Origin of the sequence: Streptomyces asiaticus (assembly GCF_018138715.1) — a bacterium.
In the GTDB taxonomy this organism is placed as follows: domain Bacteria; phylum Actinomycetota; class Actinomycetes; order Streptomycetales; family Streptomycetaceae; genus Streptomyces; species Streptomyces asiaticus.
The window spans coordinates 32,849-49,957 of record NZ_JAGSHX010000003.1; the positions used below are offsets into that span (position 1 = coordinate 32,849).

18 protein-coding genes and 2 pseudogenes are annotated in these 17,109 nt (G+C 67.3%); 13 read left to right on the forward strand and 7 right to left on the reverse strand.

Features of this window, described 5'->3' with window-relative positions; translation table 11 throughout:
• Positions 1-4 precede the first annotated feature (4 nt).
• The 5 genes and pseudogenes from KHP12_RS06890 to KHP12_RS52290 all read left to right on the forward strand — a co-directional run.
• Positions 5-937 (forward strand): fumarylacetoacetate hydrolase family protein, encoded by a 933-nt coding sequence (locus KHP12_RS06890; RefSeq protein WP_086883757.1) that lies wholly within the window; start codon positions 5-7, stop codon positions 935-937.
• The gene (locus KHP12_RS06895; RefSeq protein WP_086883758.1) at positions 934-1,128 is read left to right on the forward strand and encodes a ferredoxin; all 195 of its coding nucleotides are present in this window, start codon (positions 934-936) and stop codon (positions 1,126-1,128) included. Before KHP12_RS06890 ends, KHP12_RS06895 begins: the two co-directional genes overlap by 4 nt.
• A 5-nt stretch (positions 1,129-1,133) precedes the next feature.
• A complete protein-coding gene (locus KHP12_RS06900) occupies positions 1,134-2,360 on the forward strand; it encodes an NAD(P)/FAD-dependent oxidoreductase (protein ID WP_211831995.1) in 1,227 nt (408 codons plus the stop codon).
• Positions 2,361-2,403: 43 nt separating this feature from the next.
• On the forward strand, positions 2,404-2,946 hold the full coding sequence (locus KHP12_RS06905) for a VOC family protein (protein ID WP_086883760.1): 543 nt from the start codon (positions 2,404-2,406) through the stop codon (positions 2,944-2,946).
• 392 nt (positions 2,947-3,338) lie between these two features.
• Positions 3,339-3,620 (forward strand): annotated as a pseudogene (locus KHP12_RS52290) (transposase); the annotation flags it as partial.
• 47 nt (positions 3,621-3,667) lie between these two features.
• Here the strand turns inward: KHP12_RS52290 and KHP12_RS06915 are convergent.
• Positions 3,668-4,327, reverse strand: coding sequence for a TetR/AcrR family transcriptional regulator (locus tag KHP12_RS06915; protein ID WP_086883763.1), 660 nt, complete (start codon positions 4,325-4,327; stop codon positions 3,668-3,670).
• A 233-nt stretch (positions 4,328-4,560) separates the two neighbouring features.
• Between KHP12_RS06915 and KHP12_RS06920 the strand changes: the two genes are divergently transcribed.
• Together KHP12_RS06920 and KHP12_RS53280 are read left to right on the forward strand one after the other, a co-directional pair.
• Positions 4,561-5,013 (forward strand): nuclear transport factor 2 family protein, encoded by a 453-nt coding sequence (locus KHP12_RS06920; RefSeq protein ID WP_086883761.1) that lies wholly within the window; start codon positions 4,561-4,563, stop codon positions 5,011-5,013.
• A 180-nt stretch (positions 5,014-5,193) separates the two neighbouring features.
• Complete coding sequence (locus KHP12_RS53280; RefSeq protein WP_211831997.1) at positions 5,194-5,889, forward strand: IS3 family transposase; 696 nt, start codon at positions 5,194-5,196, stop codon at positions 5,887-5,889.
• Here the strand turns inward: KHP12_RS53280 and KHP12_RS06930 are convergent.
• The gene (locus KHP12_RS06930) at positions 5,881-7,257 is read right to left on the reverse strand and encodes a recombinase family protein (RefSeq protein WP_308016676.1); all 1,377 of its coding nucleotides are present in this window, start codon (positions 7,255-7,257) and stop codon (positions 5,881-5,883) included. The two genes, KHP12_RS53280 and KHP12_RS06930, sit on opposite strands and share 9 nt — an antisense overlap.
• 270 nt (positions 7,258-7,527) lie before the next feature.
• A complete protein-coding gene (locus tag KHP12_RS06935; RefSeq protein WP_210608843.1) occupies positions 7,528-8,943 on the reverse strand; it encodes an IS701 family transposase in 1,416 nt (471 codons plus the stop codon).
• 181 nt (positions 8,944-9,124) lie between these two features.
• On the opposite strand from KHP12_RS06935, the gene KHP12_RS06940 reads away from it, so the two are divergent.
• The 5 genes and pseudogenes from KHP12_RS06940 to KHP12_RS06955 all read left to right on the forward strand — a co-directional run bounded on the left by KHP12_RS06940 (position 9,125) and on the right by KHP12_RS06955 (position 13,310).
• Positions 9,125-9,565, forward strand: a complete 441-nt coding sequence (locus tag KHP12_RS06940; protein ID WP_211831998.1) for a helix-turn-helix domain-containing protein — start codon at positions 9,125-9,127, stop codon at positions 9,563-9,565.
• Positions 9,454-10,236: an IS630 family transposase gene (locus KHP12_RS06945; protein WP_211831999.1), complete on the forward strand. Its 783-nt coding sequence runs from the start codon at positions 9,454-9,456 to the stop codon at positions 10,234-10,236. Before KHP12_RS06940 ends, KHP12_RS06945 begins: the two co-directional genes overlap by 112 nt.
• 192 nt (positions 10,237-10,428) lie before the next feature.
• Positions 10,429-11,633: pseudogene (locus tag KHP12_RS06950) on the forward strand (IS3 family transposase).
• A 259-nt stretch (positions 11,634-11,892) separates the two neighbouring features.
• Positions 11,893-12,126, forward strand: coding sequence for a DUF6545 domain-containing protein (locus KHP12_RS53285; RefSeq protein ID WP_372455178.1), 234 nt, complete (start codon positions 11,893-11,895; stop codon positions 12,124-12,126).
• Positions 12,123-13,310, forward strand: coding sequence for a cytochrome P450 family protein (locus KHP12_RS06955; RefSeq protein ID WP_086885559.1), 1,188 nt, complete (start codon positions 12,123-12,125; stop codon positions 13,308-13,310). The genes KHP12_RS53285 and KHP12_RS06955 overlap by 4 nt, the downstream gene beginning before the upstream one ends.
• On the opposite strand, the gene KHP12_RS52815 is transcribed toward KHP12_RS06955, so the two are convergent.
• On the reverse strand, positions 13,266-13,955 hold the full coding sequence (locus tag KHP12_RS52815; RefSeq protein ID WP_244203348.1) for an ATP-dependent DNA helicase: 690 nt from the start codon (positions 13,953-13,955) through the stop codon (positions 13,266-13,268). The genes KHP12_RS06955 and KHP12_RS52815 overlap by 45 nt on opposite strands.
• 226 nt (positions 13,956-14,181) lie before the next feature.
• Complete coding sequence (locus KHP12_RS06965; RefSeq protein WP_143678421.1) at positions 14,182-14,382, reverse strand: hypothetical protein; 201 nt, start codon at positions 14,380-14,382, stop codon at positions 14,182-14,184.
• 45 nt (positions 14,383-14,427) lie between these two features.
• On the opposite strand from KHP12_RS06965, the gene KHP12_RS06970 reads away from it, so the two are divergent.
• Positions 14,428-15,204, forward strand: a complete 777-nt coding sequence (locus KHP12_RS06970; RefSeq protein ID WP_086885557.1) for an SDR family NAD(P)-dependent oxidoreductase — start codon at positions 14,428-14,430, stop codon at positions 15,202-15,204.
• A 662-nt stretch (positions 15,205-15,866) separates the two neighbouring features.
• Here KHP12_RS06970 and KHP12_RS06975 read toward each other — a convergent pair.
• Together KHP12_RS06975 and KHP12_RS06980 are read right to left on the reverse strand one after the other, a co-directional pair.
• Positions 15,867-16,328, reverse strand: coding sequence for a nucleotidyltransferase domain-containing protein (locus KHP12_RS06975; RefSeq protein WP_086885556.1), 462 nt, complete (start codon positions 16,326-16,328; stop codon positions 15,867-15,869).
• Positions 16,289-16,891 (reverse strand): hypothetical protein, encoded by a 603-nt coding sequence (locus KHP12_RS06980; protein ID WP_210608866.1) that lies wholly within the window; start codon positions 16,889-16,891, stop codon positions 16,289-16,291. The genes KHP12_RS06975 and KHP12_RS06980 overlap by 40 nt, the downstream gene beginning before the upstream one ends.
• Positions 16,892-17,109 lie beyond the last annotated feature (218 nt).

Genomic DNA, 17,109 nt, shown 5'->3' on the forward strand with positions numbered 1-17,109 from the left:
AGCCATGGCCGCACACGAGCACCACGGTCCAGCGGCATGGTCGCTGGTCACCGCCGACACCGCTGGACGGAACACCTTCTGCGCCGCACTGAGCGGGGACAGCCTGTGGGAGGTTCCCGCACTGTGGGGCTACCCCGGGCTGTTCGAGGTCCTGCAGGACTGGAACGTACTGGCGCCGAAGTTGCGTTCCTACGAGCCCGGCAAGGCCACCCCGATCTTCGGCGCACGCATCCTCGCGCCGGTCCGTTACCCGCGGGCCGTCCTGTGCTCCGGCTCCAACTACCGTGATCATTTGGAGGAAATGGCGGGCGACGCGTCGGGCGAAGTCACCCCGTTCTTCTTCCTCAAGCCCCCCACCACCACAGTGATCGGCCCCGGCGACGCCATCGTCATCCCGGCCGACGAGTCCCAGCAGGTGGACTGGGAAGCCGAACTCGGTGTGGTGATCGGCCGGGCCGGGCGCGACATCCCGCCGGAGCGGGCGGACGCCCACATCGCCGGCTACACCATCGTCAACGACGTCTCGGCCCGTGGACCGCACCGCCGGACCGATGCCTTCCACGATGCGTTCGCCTGGGACTGGCTGGCGTCCAAAGGGCAGGACACTTTCTGTCCGACCGGCCCCGGTGTCACACCGGAGTGGCTGGTACCCGACCCGCACGACCTTCCCATCGTCCTGACGGTGAACGGCCGTCGGGAACAGACGAGCAATACCAAAGAGATGATCCAGAGGGTGCAGGAACTCGTCGCGGCAGCGAGCGCCCTGGTCACGCTTCAGCCGGGCGACCTGGTCGCCACTGGTACTCCCGCGGGGGTGGGCCTGCCCCGCGGCAGGTTTCTACGACCGGGCGACCTGGTGGAGATCACCGTCGGCGGCCTGGGCCGGCTCCACAACCCGGTCATCGCCCGTGAGAGCACAAAGGGAGAAAAGGGATGAAAGTTAGTGTCAATCGCGAGGCCTGCCGGGACACCGCGTTGTGTACAGGGCTCGCCCCCGAGGTCTTCGAACTCAACGAACAAGGCCGGCTGGTCGTGCTCGTCGAGACACCGTCGCCCGATCAGCTCGACGACGTCCTGCAGGCAGTACACAGCTGCCCGTTGCAGGCCTTGTCCGTCACGGACGACTGAACTCCATGGCCAGGCAACGACTGCGTCACGTCTCGGTCGTCGGCGCCTCAGCGGCCGGCCTGAGCGCCGCTCGCGCGCTGCGCAGGCGCGGCTTCGAAGGGCCGATCACGGTCTTCGGTGCCGAGCCGGAGGCGGCCTACCAACGACCCGCCCTGTCCAAAAGCTTCCTGACCTCTGCCGCCCTCCAGCCGGACGACATCCGCCTGGCCGCGACAGCCGAGGATGTTCGCGTCGAGCTCGGGGTGCGGGCGACCGGCCTCGATCTCGCTTCGCGGCGGCTGCGTCTGAGCGACGGCGGTCGCGACCGCACCCATGCGGTGGACGGTCTGGTCATCGCCACGGGAGCGATCCCCCGAACACTGCCGATGCGCACGCCGCCCGGGGTCCACGTCCTGCGAACGGTCGCCGATGCCATCGCCCTTCGCGCGGATCTGGCCCACAAGCCGCGCGTGGTGATCGTGGGGGCCGGTTTCGTGGGCAGCGAGGTCGCCTCCTCCTGCCGGACCCTGGGGTTGGACGTCACGCTGATCGAGGCCTCCGCCGCGCCGATGGAACCGGTTCTCGGTCCGGAGGTGGGCACGGCCCTGGTCGGCCTGCACCGCGATCACGGCACTCTGCTGCGCCTGCGTACCCAGGTGGCCGGGTTCACCGGGCGCGACCGGGTCACCGGCGTGCGCCTGGCCGACGGTGAGGTGGTGCCGGCAGATGTCGTGGTGGTCGGTGTCGGTGCCCGGCCGGCCACCGACTGGCTGCTCGGCAGCGGGCTGGCGCTGCGGGACGGCGTGCTGTGCGGGCCAGACCTGGCCGTAGCCGACCGGATCGTGGCCGCCGGGGACGTGGCGCGCTGGCCGCATCACCATGACGGCGCCCGGGTCCGCCTGGAGCACTGGGACAACGCCATGCGCCAGGGGGACACCTCCGCCGCCACGCTACTCGCCGAGAACGGCACGCCACCGGCCTTCACCCAGACCACCATGTTCTGGTCCGACCAGTACGACTGCAAGCTCCAGCTGGTCGGTCACCCGCGCCCCGGCGACCTGGTGAGCGTGACCGAGGGCGATCTGACCCGACGGCGATGCGTCGTGGTCTACAGCCGGGCGGGCCGGATGACCGCCGCACTGCTGGTCAACAGTCCGCACCGGCTGCGGGCCTACCGGGAAGCCGTCACGGCCGCCACCCCCGTGGCCGGCCCTCGCCCGTCACCGGACCCCGCTCTGCCCAACGCGTTCTGACGACCCCCTCCCACTACCCCTCCGAATCGAGGAGTGACACCTCATGCCCGGCATAACCCACCGATCCACCAAGCCGCCCCTGTTGAACACGCGCTTCCTGTCGCACGGCACCCTCGAATGCCGTGACATCGCGGCTACCCGCCGCTTCTACGAGGAGGTGCTCGGCCTCGACGTCGCACAGCAGGCGCCCATGGCACTGTTCGCGCGCCTGGGCAGCGACCACTGCTACGCCGTGGTCGAGACCCCGGGCAGCGACCAGGAGATGCCCTTGATGAACCACAACGGCATCGACCTGGCCAGCGAGGAAGAAGTGCGCCAGGCGCACGCGGCACTCCTGAAGGTCAAGGCGGAGTACGGGATCAAGAAACTCACCAAGCCGGTCAACCAGCACGGCACGTTCTCGTTCTACCTGCAGGACCTGGACGGCAACTGGTGGGAGATCTGCCATCTGCCGCCCGGCGGCTACGCCTTCCGCTACCAGTACCCCGAGGTGGACCTGACCGGCCAGGACGATCTCTCCCAGGACGAGATCCGGTCCATCTACCAGCGACCGCTCGATCACCTGCCGCCCGAAGCCGCCGTCTGACCGGACGCCGAGGAGCGGCCGCCCGACCGACCACTCCTCGGAGATCGCGGGATGGTGGAACATGGTGGGTGAGGCACCACCATGAACTCACCCGCCAGCGATGAGAGTTACTCGCTCCGCTCAGTGCGTTGACAGACCACCCACCCCGCCGCAGCCGCCTCCAGGCAGACGAACGACGCCAGGCGTTCAGCGAATGGCCGCACACCTACAATCACCACCGCCGCCACACGGCACTGAACAGCCAACCACCCGCCAACCGCGTCCCCAACCTCAAAGGGCAATACACCTGAGAGGGCGGTATGTAAGTGCATAGCTGATTTGCCGTCACCTGCATGTGTGGCAGCACGGTATCCCGGCCGGTCGGCGGGCTCGGGTGTGCCGTGCTGGACACCGTGAGCGAGCGCAAGCCCTACAAGACCGACCTGTCGGACGAGCAGTGGGCGCTTGTCGAGCCGATGATCGCCGCATGGAAGGCCGCACACCGCTCGGTCAGCGTTCACCAGGGCCGGTACGAGATGCGGGAGATCGTCAACGCGCTCCTCTACCAGGGCCGTACCGGCTGCCAGTGGGACCTGCTTCCGCACGACCTGCCGCCGCGCGGTGCGGTGATGTACTACTTCACCAAGTGGCGCGATGACGGCACCGACCAGAACATCCACGACCTGCTGCGCTGCCACCCAGCACAGTCATGCCCTGCCCGAGTACCTATGCTCACGCAACGTCACCAACTATGGGGCTCTGCGCACCTGCCAGATGTTGAACGCCTGCGGGATGTGTACGCGGCGACGGCCTGCATTGCGATGTCCACCGAGGCGTGCAAATCCTCGCGGTCGGCGCTGGCCGCGGCGTGGACGGCCAGGCCCTGGCTGAGGGTCGCGGCGAAGCGGGCCAGGGCCGCGATGTCGGTGCCGGGCGCGAGGTCGTCCTCCTCTGCCGCCCGGGCCAGGCGCTTCGCGAGCGCGCCCTCTATGGCCGCCCGGTAGTCGGTCAGAATCTCGGAGATGTCGCTGTTCGCCGGTGAGTTGGACAGGCCGCCCTGGATGGAGAGGCAACCGGGCGGGTGGCCGCCGCTGGTGGAGGCGTCGACGGCGACGCGCAAGTAGCTCTCGATGACGGCGTACGCGGTGGGCTGCTCCAGAGTGGCCAGTGCGCGCGCCGCGTAGGTCTCCCCGTAGCGGGCGACGGCGCGCCGGAACAGTTCTTCCTTGCTGCCGAAGACGGCGTAGAGACTCGGCTTGTTGATGCCCATGGCGCCGGTGAGCTCGCTCAGAGAGGCGCCCTCATAGCCGTGCGCCCAGAAGACATGGATCGCCCGGTCTAGGGCGTCGCCCTCGTCGAAGCTCCGCGGCCGTCCCCTGCCGCGCCGCTCGTCAACACTCATGAACTCCACCTTACCGCCCGGTACGACAATTCTTTACCGATCGGTATGCGGTCTGCTAGCGTGACGACGCAACCGAGCGGTACAAAATTTGAACCCCTCATGGGGCAGCTCGACGGCGGGATCGGGGCCGGAACCGTTCATCACGACACGCTGCCCCTCGCTCCTGGTGACGCCAGGACCCGCCCAGACCCTTTATCGCCATCCGTCCGATCCGAACGAATAAGGAGCGCACCATGTCCAACGCCGACGTCGTACGTGCTTACTACGCCGCCCTCGCCACCGGTGACTTCGAGGCCGCACGCACCCTCACCGACCCGGAGATCGACTTCAACATCGCTCCCGGTTTTCCGGCCGGAGGCCGCTACCACGGACATGTCGACCTCTTCGAAGGTTTTTACCCGGCCTCATTCGAGGCGTGGTCCCACATCGAGGTCGAGGTCGACGAGTTCCTTGAGTTCGGCGATACCGTGATCTCGCTCGGTCGTTACGTCGGTACCACTCGTGCCAGCAACACCGAGTTCTCGTCGCCCTTTGCCCACGTCAACCGGGTCCGTGACGGCCGACTGGCAGCGGTGCATCAGTACGTCGACACCCTTGTGCTCGACCGGGCCATCGAGGGCAGGCCCCTGGCCCTCGACGAGAACCGACGCTGGGTGACCCGTGTGACCGAGCCGTCGGCGTCGTGAGCGAGCCGGGGCGGGGTGCTCGCGCGCCGTCGAACGCCGCGCCCCGGAACTCCCTCCGTCGGGACTGTAAACCGACCGGCCCTGTCTCACATTCAGGGCGGAGTTGGCCATCAACCGCCGGGCCACGGAGCTGCTTGGCGAGGCGACCTCTCCAAAAGGCGGTTCGAAGCCATCCGGGTGATGGCCGGCGAGGGACATTCGGTGGAGCGGGCCTGTCGGGTGCTGCACGTGGCGGAGTCGGGCTATTACGCTTGGAGAGAGCGAGCGCCCTCGGCCCGCACGGTGCGGCACGCCTGGCTGACCGAGGCCATCCTCGGCATCCACGCCGCCTCCCGCGGCACCTACGGCTTCCGCCGCGTGCACGCCGAACTCGCGCTGGGATCAGGCATTCACGTGCACCATGGCGCCGTACCGATGCTCATGCGACGGGCCGGACTGCACGGCCTGCCCGGAAACCGCACCCGCCGACCCCGGCCCGAAACCCCCTCGGTGGCCGACCCGGTCAACCGCAACTTCACCCGTCAGGCCCGGGATCAGTTGTGGGTCACCGACATCACCGAACACGCCACGCTGGAGGGCGAGGTGTACTGCGCCGTCGTCCTGGACACCTCCCGCCGGGTAGTCGGCTGGTCCATCGACGCGTCACCGAACGCGGCCTTGGTCACCAACGCGCTGAGCATGGCCATCAGCAACCGCCGCCCGCAGCCGGGCAGCACCATCATCCATTCCGATCACGGCGTCCACAGTTCGGCTCCTGGGCCTTCACGGAACGGGCCCGCGCCTCTGGGCTGCTGCCCTCCATGGGCTCGGTCGGGGACTGCGTGGACAAGCACTTGTCATCACACTGCTCCTCTTCTCCTATCGGGTTCACTTTGAGGTCGTTGTTGCTGGTCGGCGGTGGTTGAGGCGTACGCCTTGCTGGACGCGGGGCGGGTTGGGTCCCGGGTGGGGGTAGAGACAGGCGTTCTTGTCGTTGTACTTCTCGCCCTCGAGCAGTCCGGCTCGGTGCCATTTCCAGACGGTGGGGACGCTGACGCCGAGGAGTTCGGCCAGTTCGTGGGCGGTCAGCAGGCCACGGTCCCGCAGCCGGTCGAAACGGCTGGTGAGCTGGTAGTCCTGGCGGATGTCGCGGACCAGGAGGCGATGGAAGGGCAGCCCCTTGCCGCTGGTCAGGCCGCGCTGGTTGAGGATGTCGGCGATCTCCGCGTCGGTGTGGTCCTCGAGGAGGGTGTCGATGGCGGCGACGATGGGCTTCGGGGTCTGCCACAGTTTCCCGCCGCCCAGCGGGAGAGGCAGGTCGAGGGTGTGGTGCCGGCCGCCGGACAACCGGACCTGGGCGGTGATCCGTTCGGCCTTGGTGAGGGTGACGTCCGTGATCAGCAGGCGGGCGATGCGTTTGCGTTCCCGCATCGGGGTGCCCGGATCGTGCCAGAGGCGGTGCACGTCGCCGGCGAGGTGGGCAAGTTTCTCCCGCAGGGCCTCGTTGACGGGTTCGGCCTCGGTGCGGGCGCGTTCGATGTCTTTGCAGGCTGCGGCGACCTCGCGCAGGGCCGTGTTCCAGTCCGCTTCCAGGCTGTCGGCGACCAGACGGTTGTCCGGATCGACCGCGAGATTGCGGCGTTTGGCCAAGTCGGCGCGGTGCTGGGCGCGTTGGAGATGGGTGGAACGCAGCCGGTCGGCCTCGGCGGCCTGGGCGGCGAGGCGGTCGGTGACTTTCAGGGCGGCTTCGACGGCGAGCGGGGTCAGTTCTTTCAGGAGCAGGGTGGCGATGGCCTGTTCGATGCCGGGGCCGGGGATGCGCTGGCAGACTGTGCCGCCGTTTTGGATGGCGTGGGTCATGCACCGGTAGTCGGAGACCTCGCGGCCTTGCCGCAGGTGATAGGCGATGGTCATGCGCCTCCCGCAGCGTCCCCAGATCACCAGGCCCTGCAGCAGCGCGGGCCCCTCGCGCGGTGCGGTCGCGGTCCGCTCCAGGCCGCGGGAGGCGGCCTGCGCGGCGAGCGCGGTCTGGTTCGACTCCCACCGGGCGAAGGTCACATAGCCCTCGTGGTGATCTTGGATGAGGGTGTCCCACTGCTCGCGGGGCAGCAGCCGGATGTGGGTCCTGCCGTCGGCACTGCGCTCGACTTTGCGCCGTCCGTAACAGAACGCCCCTGCATAGAGCGGGTTGTGGAGGACGTTGAGGACCTGCCAGTGCTTGAGCGGGCCCCAGACCAGTTCGCCCTTGCGGGGACCGGTGCGGATACGGGAGGGGAAAGTGAGATGGGTGCGGCTCTTCTGTAGGGAGCTTTGACCTGTGTGGTTGCTGACCGGGGGTTGGTTGCTCGATCGTCGTGGTCTCGGGTGGCCGGGTTCCGGGGGTGGCGGCGATGGTGTCGTGGCTGGAGGAGATCGAGCGGCGGGAGGCTGCCGCGCGGGAGAAGATCGGGGAACTGCGCGCTCAGCTTGAGGAGTTGACCGGACGCCTCGCCGAGCAGGAGGCGGTGCTGTCCCGTTTGGAGATCACCCGGGAGACTATCGGTGGTTTGTTAAGGCGGGAGTGGGAGGTGGTGGCTGAGTGGTCGGCCGGTGCTGACTGCGTTGATCAGGTTTTGTAACTCTGCTGGTGGGGGCGTGCTGGACCAGGCTTTCCACCAGCGTTGCAGCATGATGGTGGGGGTCAGCCAGCTGCGGACGGCACGTAGGGCCTGGGGCCAGCGTGCCGGGTGGTGCGATCGGGTGCCCCCTCTCTGGCCGGGCCAGCCGGTTGGCGGGAGTCGGTGGCAGTCCGGCTTCCCAGCAGAAGGAGAACGCGCAGTTGACCAGGGTCTGGTGGCGGCGGATGGCGCGGTCGGTGCGGACCTGGAAGTCGGCCCAGCCCAGTTCGTCCTTGACCTGTTTGTAGCTCTGCTCGATCCAGTTGCGGATGCCGTAGATCCGCACGATCTCGGCGAGGTCGGCGGCCGGGTGGGGGCTGTCGGCCTGGCGTGTCGAGTTGGGGCGGGGCAGGTTGGTGGCCAGGTACCAGGTGGATTTCTCCGGCAGGGTGTCCGGGTGGGTAGTGGCCACCACCAGCCGGGTGGTGCCGTCCGGTCCCCACCAGCCCAGGGAGGCGTCGGCGGCCCACCAGGTGGTGGTGTGGCCGTCACGGAAGGTGCGGGTCACCGTCGTCCAGTCGCCCGGCCGGTCGGGGCCGTGCCAGGCCAGTTCCCGGGCGGCGTCGACCGGGGTGTGGGCATCGGGGCCGTAGGCCCAGGTGCCGCGGCGCCGTTTGAGGGCCATCACGAACGGCAGCCCGGCGGTGGCCAGTTCGCCGCGGAAGCCGTCCTGGTCGCCGTAGGCGCAGTCGGCCGCCACCGCGCGGAAGTCCACTCCGGCCTCCGTGGCCCGGCGGGCGAGAGCGGCAGCGATCTGCAGTTTCGTGGCGAAGCCCGGATCGCTGCGGCCCTTGGGGAAGTGGCGGGCGGGGGTGTAGGGCACGGCGTGCAGCGGGTAGTACAGTCGCTCGTCCGCCCACAATGTGGTGACGGTGACGACACCGTTGTCGGTCTTGCCGTATCGGCCCAGCCACTGCCGGCCCACGTTCGCGGTCGCGGTCCCGTCCTTCCGGTCGCCGGAGTCGTCGATGACCAGCACTCCACCGGCATGCGGAGCGGTGCGCGGATCATCCAGTAACCGCTCAAGACGACGGGCGTTGATCCGCTCGTGCTCCCAGGGGGATTCGGAGAGGAAGAACTGCAGCCGCTGCACTGCGGGGTGCTGGGCTCCCGCTACCGGCTCGGCCCCGGCCAGGCATGTCAGCGTTTTGTTCCGTTCGCGCGGCGCCAGCAACCCCGTGAGGTACTGACGAAAACCCCGACGCTGAGCCAGGGAGTCAAACAGATCATCGAAGCCGACGGCGTACTGCTCCAGCGGTCCCGGAGCCGGCGGACACGGACGACGAGCGGTCATCACACACCCCTCCTCGTCCTTCTACTGCGGTCCCGACCCGATGTCAACAAACCACCGCTAGTAGCGCGTCGCTGCTTAATTGTGGTGTGTCTGGTGGGAGGCTGGCGTCTGGTGGGTTCCGCCTTCTCTTTTGCCGGACAGGACTGTTGTCATGGGTTCACAGAAGAAGCGACCGGTCAGGTTGACACCGCAGGATCGCGAGGAGCTGGTCCGGGTGACCACGACGGGCGTTCGTGGGGCCTCGATGATCATGCGGGCCCGGGTGCTGCTCGCGCTGGACACCTCGGTGGGTGAGGTGGATTCCAAGGAGGTAATCGCGGCCCGGCTCGGCGTTTCCGGTGAGACGTTACGGCTGGTCGCCAAGCGTTTCGCCGAGACCGGTGGCGATGTGCACGCCACGATCGCGCGGAAGAAGCGCGACCTGCCACCGGTGCCCTCGCCGGTGACCGGCGAGGTCGAAGCCAGGCTGATCGCGATGGCGTGCTCACAGCCACCCCAGGGCCATACCCGGTGGTCGCTGCGGCTGCTGGAGAAGCACGTCGCGCTGGCCGAGGACATCCCCGATCTGGACCACTCCACCATCGGGCGGGTCTTAAAAAAACGGAACTGCGCCCTCACCTGAGAAAGTGCTGGACCATCCCGCCACGAGCGAACGCGGAGTTCGCGGCCCGGATGGAAGACGTGCTGGCCGTCTATGCCCGGCCCTACGACCCGGCACGTCCGGTGGTGTGCATGGACGAGAAGCCCTACCAGCTCCTCGATCATGTCCGCGACCCGCTCCCGGCACACCCCGGTCACGACGCCCGCCAGGACAGCGAGTACATCCGCTGCGGCACGTGCTCCATCTTCGTGTGGACCGAACCCCTGCGCGGGTGGCGCCGTGTTCAGGCACTGTCCCAGCGGACCCGGACCGACTGGGCCGGCCAGGTCAAGCAGTTACTGAGCGTGGACTACCCCGACACCGAGACCGTGGTGCTGGTGATGGACAACCTCAACACCCACAGCATCGCCTCGCTGTACGAGGCATTCGAACCACAAGAGGCATTCGCCCTGGCCCAACGCCTCGAGATCCACCACACGCCCAGGCACGGGTCATGGCTCAACATCGCCGAGATCGAACTCTCCGCGCTGACCCGGCAATGCCTCGACCGCCGGATCAGCGACCTCGGCATCCTCAACACCGAACTCTCAGCCTGGCAGAACGCCACCAACACCGACCAACGTCAAGTGAACTGGCAGTTCACCACCCACGACGCACGCATCAAACTGCGCCACCTCTATCCCAAAAATTAGCTGCGACAATCTACTAGGCCCAAACAAAGAAAGTGGCGCAAAGTAGCCAGGCCGACTGCCGCCAGATGGCAACTCGCTAGTAGGACTCCGTTAGGTCTGTCTTGATCTTGGTGTTGTGTGTGAGCCGACCTCGGATTCGTGGAGTCCCTGAAGCCAGGCTTATGATCCTGGGCCGAGGGAGAACCACGAGCAGTGCCAGCACCACGTAAATACCCGGACGAGCTCCGCGAGCGGGCCGTCCGCGAGGTCCGCACCACGGGCCGGCCGATCGCGCATGTCGCCAAAGACCTGGGCATCCACAAGGAAGCCCTGCGTGGCTGGGGTCGCCAGGCCGAGGCGGACGCCGACGAACGCGACGACCGGCTGACCACCGCCGAGCACGAGGAACTGAAGCAACTCCGCGAAGAAGTAGCGGAGTTGAGGCGGGCGAATGAGATCCTCAAAGCCGCGAGCGCATTTTTGCGGCCGAACTCGACCGTCCCCGGACGAGGCCGACCAGGTGATCGAGCACCTCAAGGACAAGGGTCTCGGGGTCGGGTTCGCCTGCCGGGTGCTGGGGCTGTCGGAGTCGGCGTACTACGCGCGCAAGAAGCGGCCGAAGTCGACCCGCCGACTGCGCGACGAGCAGCTGATGCCGCTGATCGAACAGGTCCATGCTGCAGGTCCATGCTGAGTCCGGCGGCACCTATGGTGTCCGCCGGATCACCCGCGCGCTGCGACGCAAGGGCGTTCTTGTGGCACGCTGCACCGTCGAGCGGCTGATGCGTGAGCTGGGCCTGGAGGGCGTGATCCGCGGGCAGCGTCGCCGCACCACGGTGCCGGAGCCGTCGGCACCCAGGCCGCCGGACCTGGTCGACCGCGACTTCACGGCCTCGCGGCCGGATCAGCTGTGGGTGGCGGACATGACGTAGGTGCGCACCTGGTCCGGCTGGGCGTACGTGGCGTTCGTCCTGGACGTGTACTCGCGGATGATTGTCGGCTGGCAGGTCGCGAGCCACATGCGGACCGAACTGCCGTTGGACGCACTGGAGATGGCGTTGTGGAGACGCCGGATCAAGAAGGACTCCGGCCTCATTCATCACAGCGACCGCAGGTCGCAATACGTATCAATTCGGTATACCGAGAGGCTGTCCGAGATCGGGGCTTCAGCCTCGGTCGGCTCGGTCGCGGACAGCTACGACAACGCGATGGCCGAGGCGCTGAACGGCACCTTCAAGGCCGAGCTGATCGAGATGCAAGGACCGTGGCGGGACGTTGACCAGGTCGAGCGGGCGATCTTCCAGTGGGTCACGTGGTACAACGAGGAACGGCTCCACTCCGCCCTCGACTACGCACCGCCCGCCGAGTACGAACGCGAGTGGTGGCGACAACAGGAAGCCACCCCGCAGTCCGCCTGAAACAAGATCACCGGACTCTACGAAACTCGGGGCAGCTCAACACACCACAAACTGATCAACGCAGGCCAGACCACCCACCACCGATCAGAAAGACCGTTCCTGGACAGCTGCGTCGAGTTTCCGCGATCGTTCTTGGACAGCAGGGTTGCTGTGCCGGGAAGCGTCGGTGCTCGCGTGGAGAGATTCCTGTTCCTGCTCCAGTTCAGCGATACGGCGTGCTTGCTTCTGGGAGCGCGGGGCTTGAAGGTTGTGGCTACTGGTGCCATCTTCGGCGGTCGCGGAGGCAGCACAGATCAAGGCCGCGCTTCAAGCGCGGGAAGCCGGAGACAGCCAAAGAGACACCGCTGACGTGCCACACGGCCCAGCAGCTGGCGACATGCGCGTTGAGCGGGATGGGCTCATCCGTGTGGCAAAGGCGTACCAGCGCTCAAACCTGGCCGAGGAAGCCGCTGTAGGCCCGAGGACCGTAGCTGCGGGAGTGAACGAAGCATGAGCCCCACATCGCCACCAACAACCCTGTTCGACAGCGACCTCATGTCCGACCCTCATGGCGTATACGACCGTCTGCGTCAAGCCAGCCCTGTGCACTGCACCACCACCCCCGACGGCGCTCCGGTGTGGGTCATCACCCGGTACCAGGACGTGCGCGCTGCTCTCACCGACCCGCGCCTCTCGCTGGACAAGGCCAACGCCCGCACCGTCGGCCGCTACCAGTCGTCCATGCCGCCAGAGTTGGACGCACATCTGCTCAACATGGACCCGCCCGACCACACACGGCTGCGCCGCCTGGTCGCCAAGGCGTTCACCGCCCGCCACGTCGAAAACCGCCGGCTGCGCATTCAGGCCAGCACCGACGAACTCCTCAACGCCACCACCGACCAGCCGGCGGACCTGATGCAGGCCCTGGCGAATCCACTGCCCATGGTTGTCATCTGCGAACTGCTCGGCATCCCAGCCCAGGACCGCCGAGACTTCCGCACGTGGACCAACAGCCTGCTCGGTCCTGCCCCCGACGCAGCCGTGGAGTCCCGAACCGCGATGCGGGAAATGCACCACTACCTCCTCGGAATCATCGCCGCTAAACGGGCCCGCCCGACCGACGACCTGCTCACCGCCATGATCGAGGCGCACGACGAGCGCGACAGCCTCAGCGAATCCGAGCTGGTTGCGATGGCGTTCCTGATCCTGTTCGCGGGCTACGACAACACGGTTAACCTCATCGGCAACGCCACCCTGGCGTTGCTGCTCCACCCGGAAGTGATGGCTGCGGTCCGCGACGGGCACACACCTGTCCGCGCCGTCCTGGAAGAGACATTGCGCTGGAATCCGCCTTCCACACTGGGCGTGCGACGCTTTGCCCTTGAGAACCTCACGATCGGCGGAGTCGACATTCCGGCGGGCGGACGGGTCTGGGTCTCTCTCATCTCAGCCAACCGCGACGGCCAGTTCGAAGAGCCGGACCGCTTCCGTCCCGAGCGCACTCCCGCCCACCTCGGCTTCGGCCACGGCATCCACTACTGCCTCGGTGCACCCCTCGCGCGTCTGGAGAGCGAGATCGCCCTGACCAGCCTCCTGAAACGCTTCCCCGATCTGCAACTGGCAGTACCTCCGGGCAACCTGGCTTGGGCGCCGTCATTCCACCGGCGCGGCCTGATGGCACTGCCCGTCATCTGGTAAAGCGCCAGCGCACAGCCCTGACACTCCCCCTTCGCCGGGCACGACGCGCGGCATATGGTCCCGTCGTCGATCAGGGAACGGTCCAGTACGGTCTCCGCCTTCCTGCCGGCCAAGGCACGAGCTCAAGGCGAGTTGTCCAACGGTGTGAATGACGGGCAACTGGGGCGTGACTGCGGTTCTTTGGTGGATGCGATGCTCGAGTGCGGTGAAGCGGCGTCGGGTGTGAGTGTTGGCCGGGGCGTGGTGCACAGCGGTGGCTTGACCGACGAGTGCCATGCCGCGTCTGGCTCGGGTGACGGCGGTGTAGAGCAGGTTGTGTTGGAGGAGTTGGCCAGCGGAGGTGGTCAGGGGGATGACGACGTAGGGGTATTCGCTGCCTTGGGAGCGGTGGACGGTCAGGGCGTAGGCGTGGATGAGTTCGTCGAGGCCGGTGAAGAGGTAGGGGATGGATTCGCCGTCGGTGAAGGTGACGGCGAGTTGGTGGAAGTGGGTGTCGATGGCGGTGATGGTGCCGGTGGATCCGTTGAAGACGCCGCCTGTTCCGCGGTGGGGCTGGTTGCGGATCTGCAGGACGCGGTCTCCGAGGCGGAAGATCCGTCCTTTTTCTGACGGATGAGCAAAACGTTCGCGTTCAGTGGGCGTCACGCGGTGACGCCTATCCGTGACGCTATCGGCGGGGCTCGCCGTACTCGGCGACGTAGGCCGCGTAGTTCTTGTCCTGTCTAACGGCACCGTCGGATATTGGAAGTGTCTGAATGGGTCGGCGTTCTGGTCTGGGGCGGGTGCTTAGGGTCCTGATGGAATCAACCTCTGCCTCTGGTGCTGGCTGCTCTGATCGCGTGGTATCCGGCGCGGCGGCGGCGCGTGAGTCTCATGGTGTTCGCGAGCGGGCGAGAAGCGGCTCACCGCAGGTGAGCACACACAGCAACGTCGCGGGCGTCACCATGAAGGTGTTCCAGCGCGTCTGGGGCAGCATCCGCGACAACGCGGCCAGCAGGAACCGGTCAGCCGGCTGGAGGGCAGGATGGTTGATCTGCCGTCGCAGCACCGCGAGCTGATGACCTACAGTCAAGATGTTCTTCGGAGTTGACGTCGACTACGAGCAGGAGGCATCTGCATGAGTGCCATGTCCCAGAACCCGGCCGCGAGAAGTGAGTGGGCCCTGATCACGGGCTCCACCAGCGGCATCGGCCGCGAGACCGCTATCGGCCTCGCCCAGGATGGCTACTCGGTGATCGTGACCGGCCGTAGCAAGGAGCGCGCGGCCGAGGTCCGTGAGTCGATCGAGGCCAGGGGCGGGCATGCGGTCGATCTCCTCGCCGACCTGAGCGACCCGAGCGCGGTCCGCACACTCATCGCACAGGTCGGTGACACCATCGGTGACGCGGCTCTTGAGGTACTGGTCAACAACGCTGGTGGAGGCGGGTTCGCGCCCACTGAGGCCACAAGCGAGGCAATGTTCGACGCGGCGTTCAACACCCACGTGAAGGCGCCCTACATGCTGGTCGGGGCGTTCGCGCCGGCGATGGCCACACGAGGCCGCGGCGTGATCATCAACATCGGCAGCATGAGCACCAACATGGCGCCCAACGGCACCAGCGCCTTCCAGGCCTCGAAGGGCGCTATCAGCATGCTGACGAAGTCCTGGACCGCGGAGTACGGCCCGCGCGGTGTACGGGTCAACTCCGTCGATCCCGGCTTCGTGATCACCCCGGCTAATGAAGCCTACCGAGAAGGTTACGGCGGTTTCGTTGCCTCACTGCCCGCAGGTCGTGGCGCAGCGCCCGAGGAGATCGCCGAAGCCATCCGCTTTTTGGTCTCGCCGCGCGCGTCCTACATTTACGGGGTCTCCCTCACCGTCGATGGCGGCAAGTCCGCCGTCGTCGCCATGTAAGGCCCGCATCTCCACACCAACACCCAGCCTTTCAATAGCCGTCCAAAGCAGCAGCAGTAAGGCCACCGTGCCGTATTTGGAGTACCCGTTCGAGGATGGTGGCAGGCTCAGGCGCCACGCCTGCCAGTGCCCGGGCGTGAGCCGATCCACGTCCACGGGCACGTCGTCCAGCTGGCTGAGGAACTCCGCGAACGGGCGCACCAGGTACCAGCTGCCCTCGCTGGATTCGACACTGTCCCAGCCGCCGCCCGGGGCACACTTGGCGGCGAACAGCGTGGCCAGCGAGTGCTGCAACGGCTCCGGCACCGGGAACGTCCCGAAGTCGTAGACCCGCACCCTTCCCTGCACGTCCCGGTGGGTCACCACCAGGCCGCCCTCCTCCAACACCGTCGGCCGCTGGTGCGGCCCTCTGGGAAGGGCAGCCGCGCGGCCGCGGCGGGTCACCGGGTCACCAACTGCTCGTCGAGGTCCTGGATGCCCTCGCTCTCCCGGGTCAGCCGAGCGAAGAGCGCGGTCAGCTCCTGCTCCGACACCGGACCACCTGCCGGCACGTAGTCGGCCAGCAGCGAGCGCAGCTGCAGGTCCGCGACCGGGGCTAATGGTGACGTCGGGTATTGGAATTGTCCGAATGCCCCTTGAGCCGGCCGTTGCCGCCGGGGTCGTCACGATTGGCAGGCCCGGATCAGAGACGCAAGGACAGTGCCCGGGTCGTGCAGGGGACGGGCGCCGTCGGTGACAACTCGGCGGGTGCCAGGATCCACCGGGTCCGTCTGTGCCCAGTCGGGAGACCCGATGTTGATCTCGGCCTCCAGCCCTGACGCTGTGGCAAAGCGTCGTTCGCTGATCGGTCCCCACGACTGGGTTCTGACCAGCTTGCCGAGGGCGAGCTCGACGGCCCATGCGTTGTCGGAGTACTGGGACTCGTCAGTCGTGAGAAGGACGAGGTCGATGTCGGAGTCAGGCCGTGCGGCATTGCGAGCGCACGATCCGACAAGTAGGAGACCGACGACGTCGGGGCGGCCTGCGGCCCACCGCGTGACGCAGTCGATGATCTCTTTCGTTTCGGCAGCCCGTTCCGGTGAGATCACAGGTCGCTGACTCGCTGGCTGGTTGTCACTGTGCATCGTGTTGCCTCCCGGGTGAGTAGCGGTGGCTGACTTCCGCGGCGTAGTTGGCCCAGTCGCCCGCGGAGAGACGTTGCCAGGCGACGGCGACGCCGGTGTGGATGCGGCCCGGCGAGGCGGTCTTCGGGCTTGAGGGTGTCGTCGTGCAGGAGCCGGCGGGCGACGTGCCAGCGCTGCTCGTCGTCGAGTGGCTGAGTGGGGCCGTTCCAGCGGACGGCGGGGACGTGGATGGTGGTGAGCTTGTTGGTGCGGGCCCAGCGGATGAAGTGCCCGGCCGTGTGGCGATAGGTGGCGGAGTCGTCGGTGAGCCAGCGGTCGAGGTCGGTTTGCCGGCAGGTGGCCAGGGTGAGGTCGTGGGCTGTCAGCCAGTTCAGGAAGGCGTTGGCCGCGTGGGTGCGTTGACGTGCGGAGTTGAACTGCTGCGGGGTAAGGGGGCGGCCGTTGTTGCGTCGGCGAAGCCGCCGGATCAGGTGCCAGATCGCGTACCGGTGCAGAACTTTGCGTTGTTCGGGGTCTGGCTGGGATGTGAGGAGGTCGGTGAGGAAGAGTTCGAGGCGGACCATGTACTCGTCCCGCTCGGACAGGGCACCGACGCCGACGAGGACTTGGCGCAGGTGAGCGAGGGGCGGGCTGTCGGGCAGTTCGTCGAGGGCTTCGTGGGTCAGTGCTCGTCGGCCAGCCGCGAGGTCGGACAGGACCGGGGAGACGGACGGCTTGTTCAGCCACCGCCTGGCGGTGATGGGGTGCTCGGCGGTGGCGATGTTGTGCCGGAGGGCTTCGA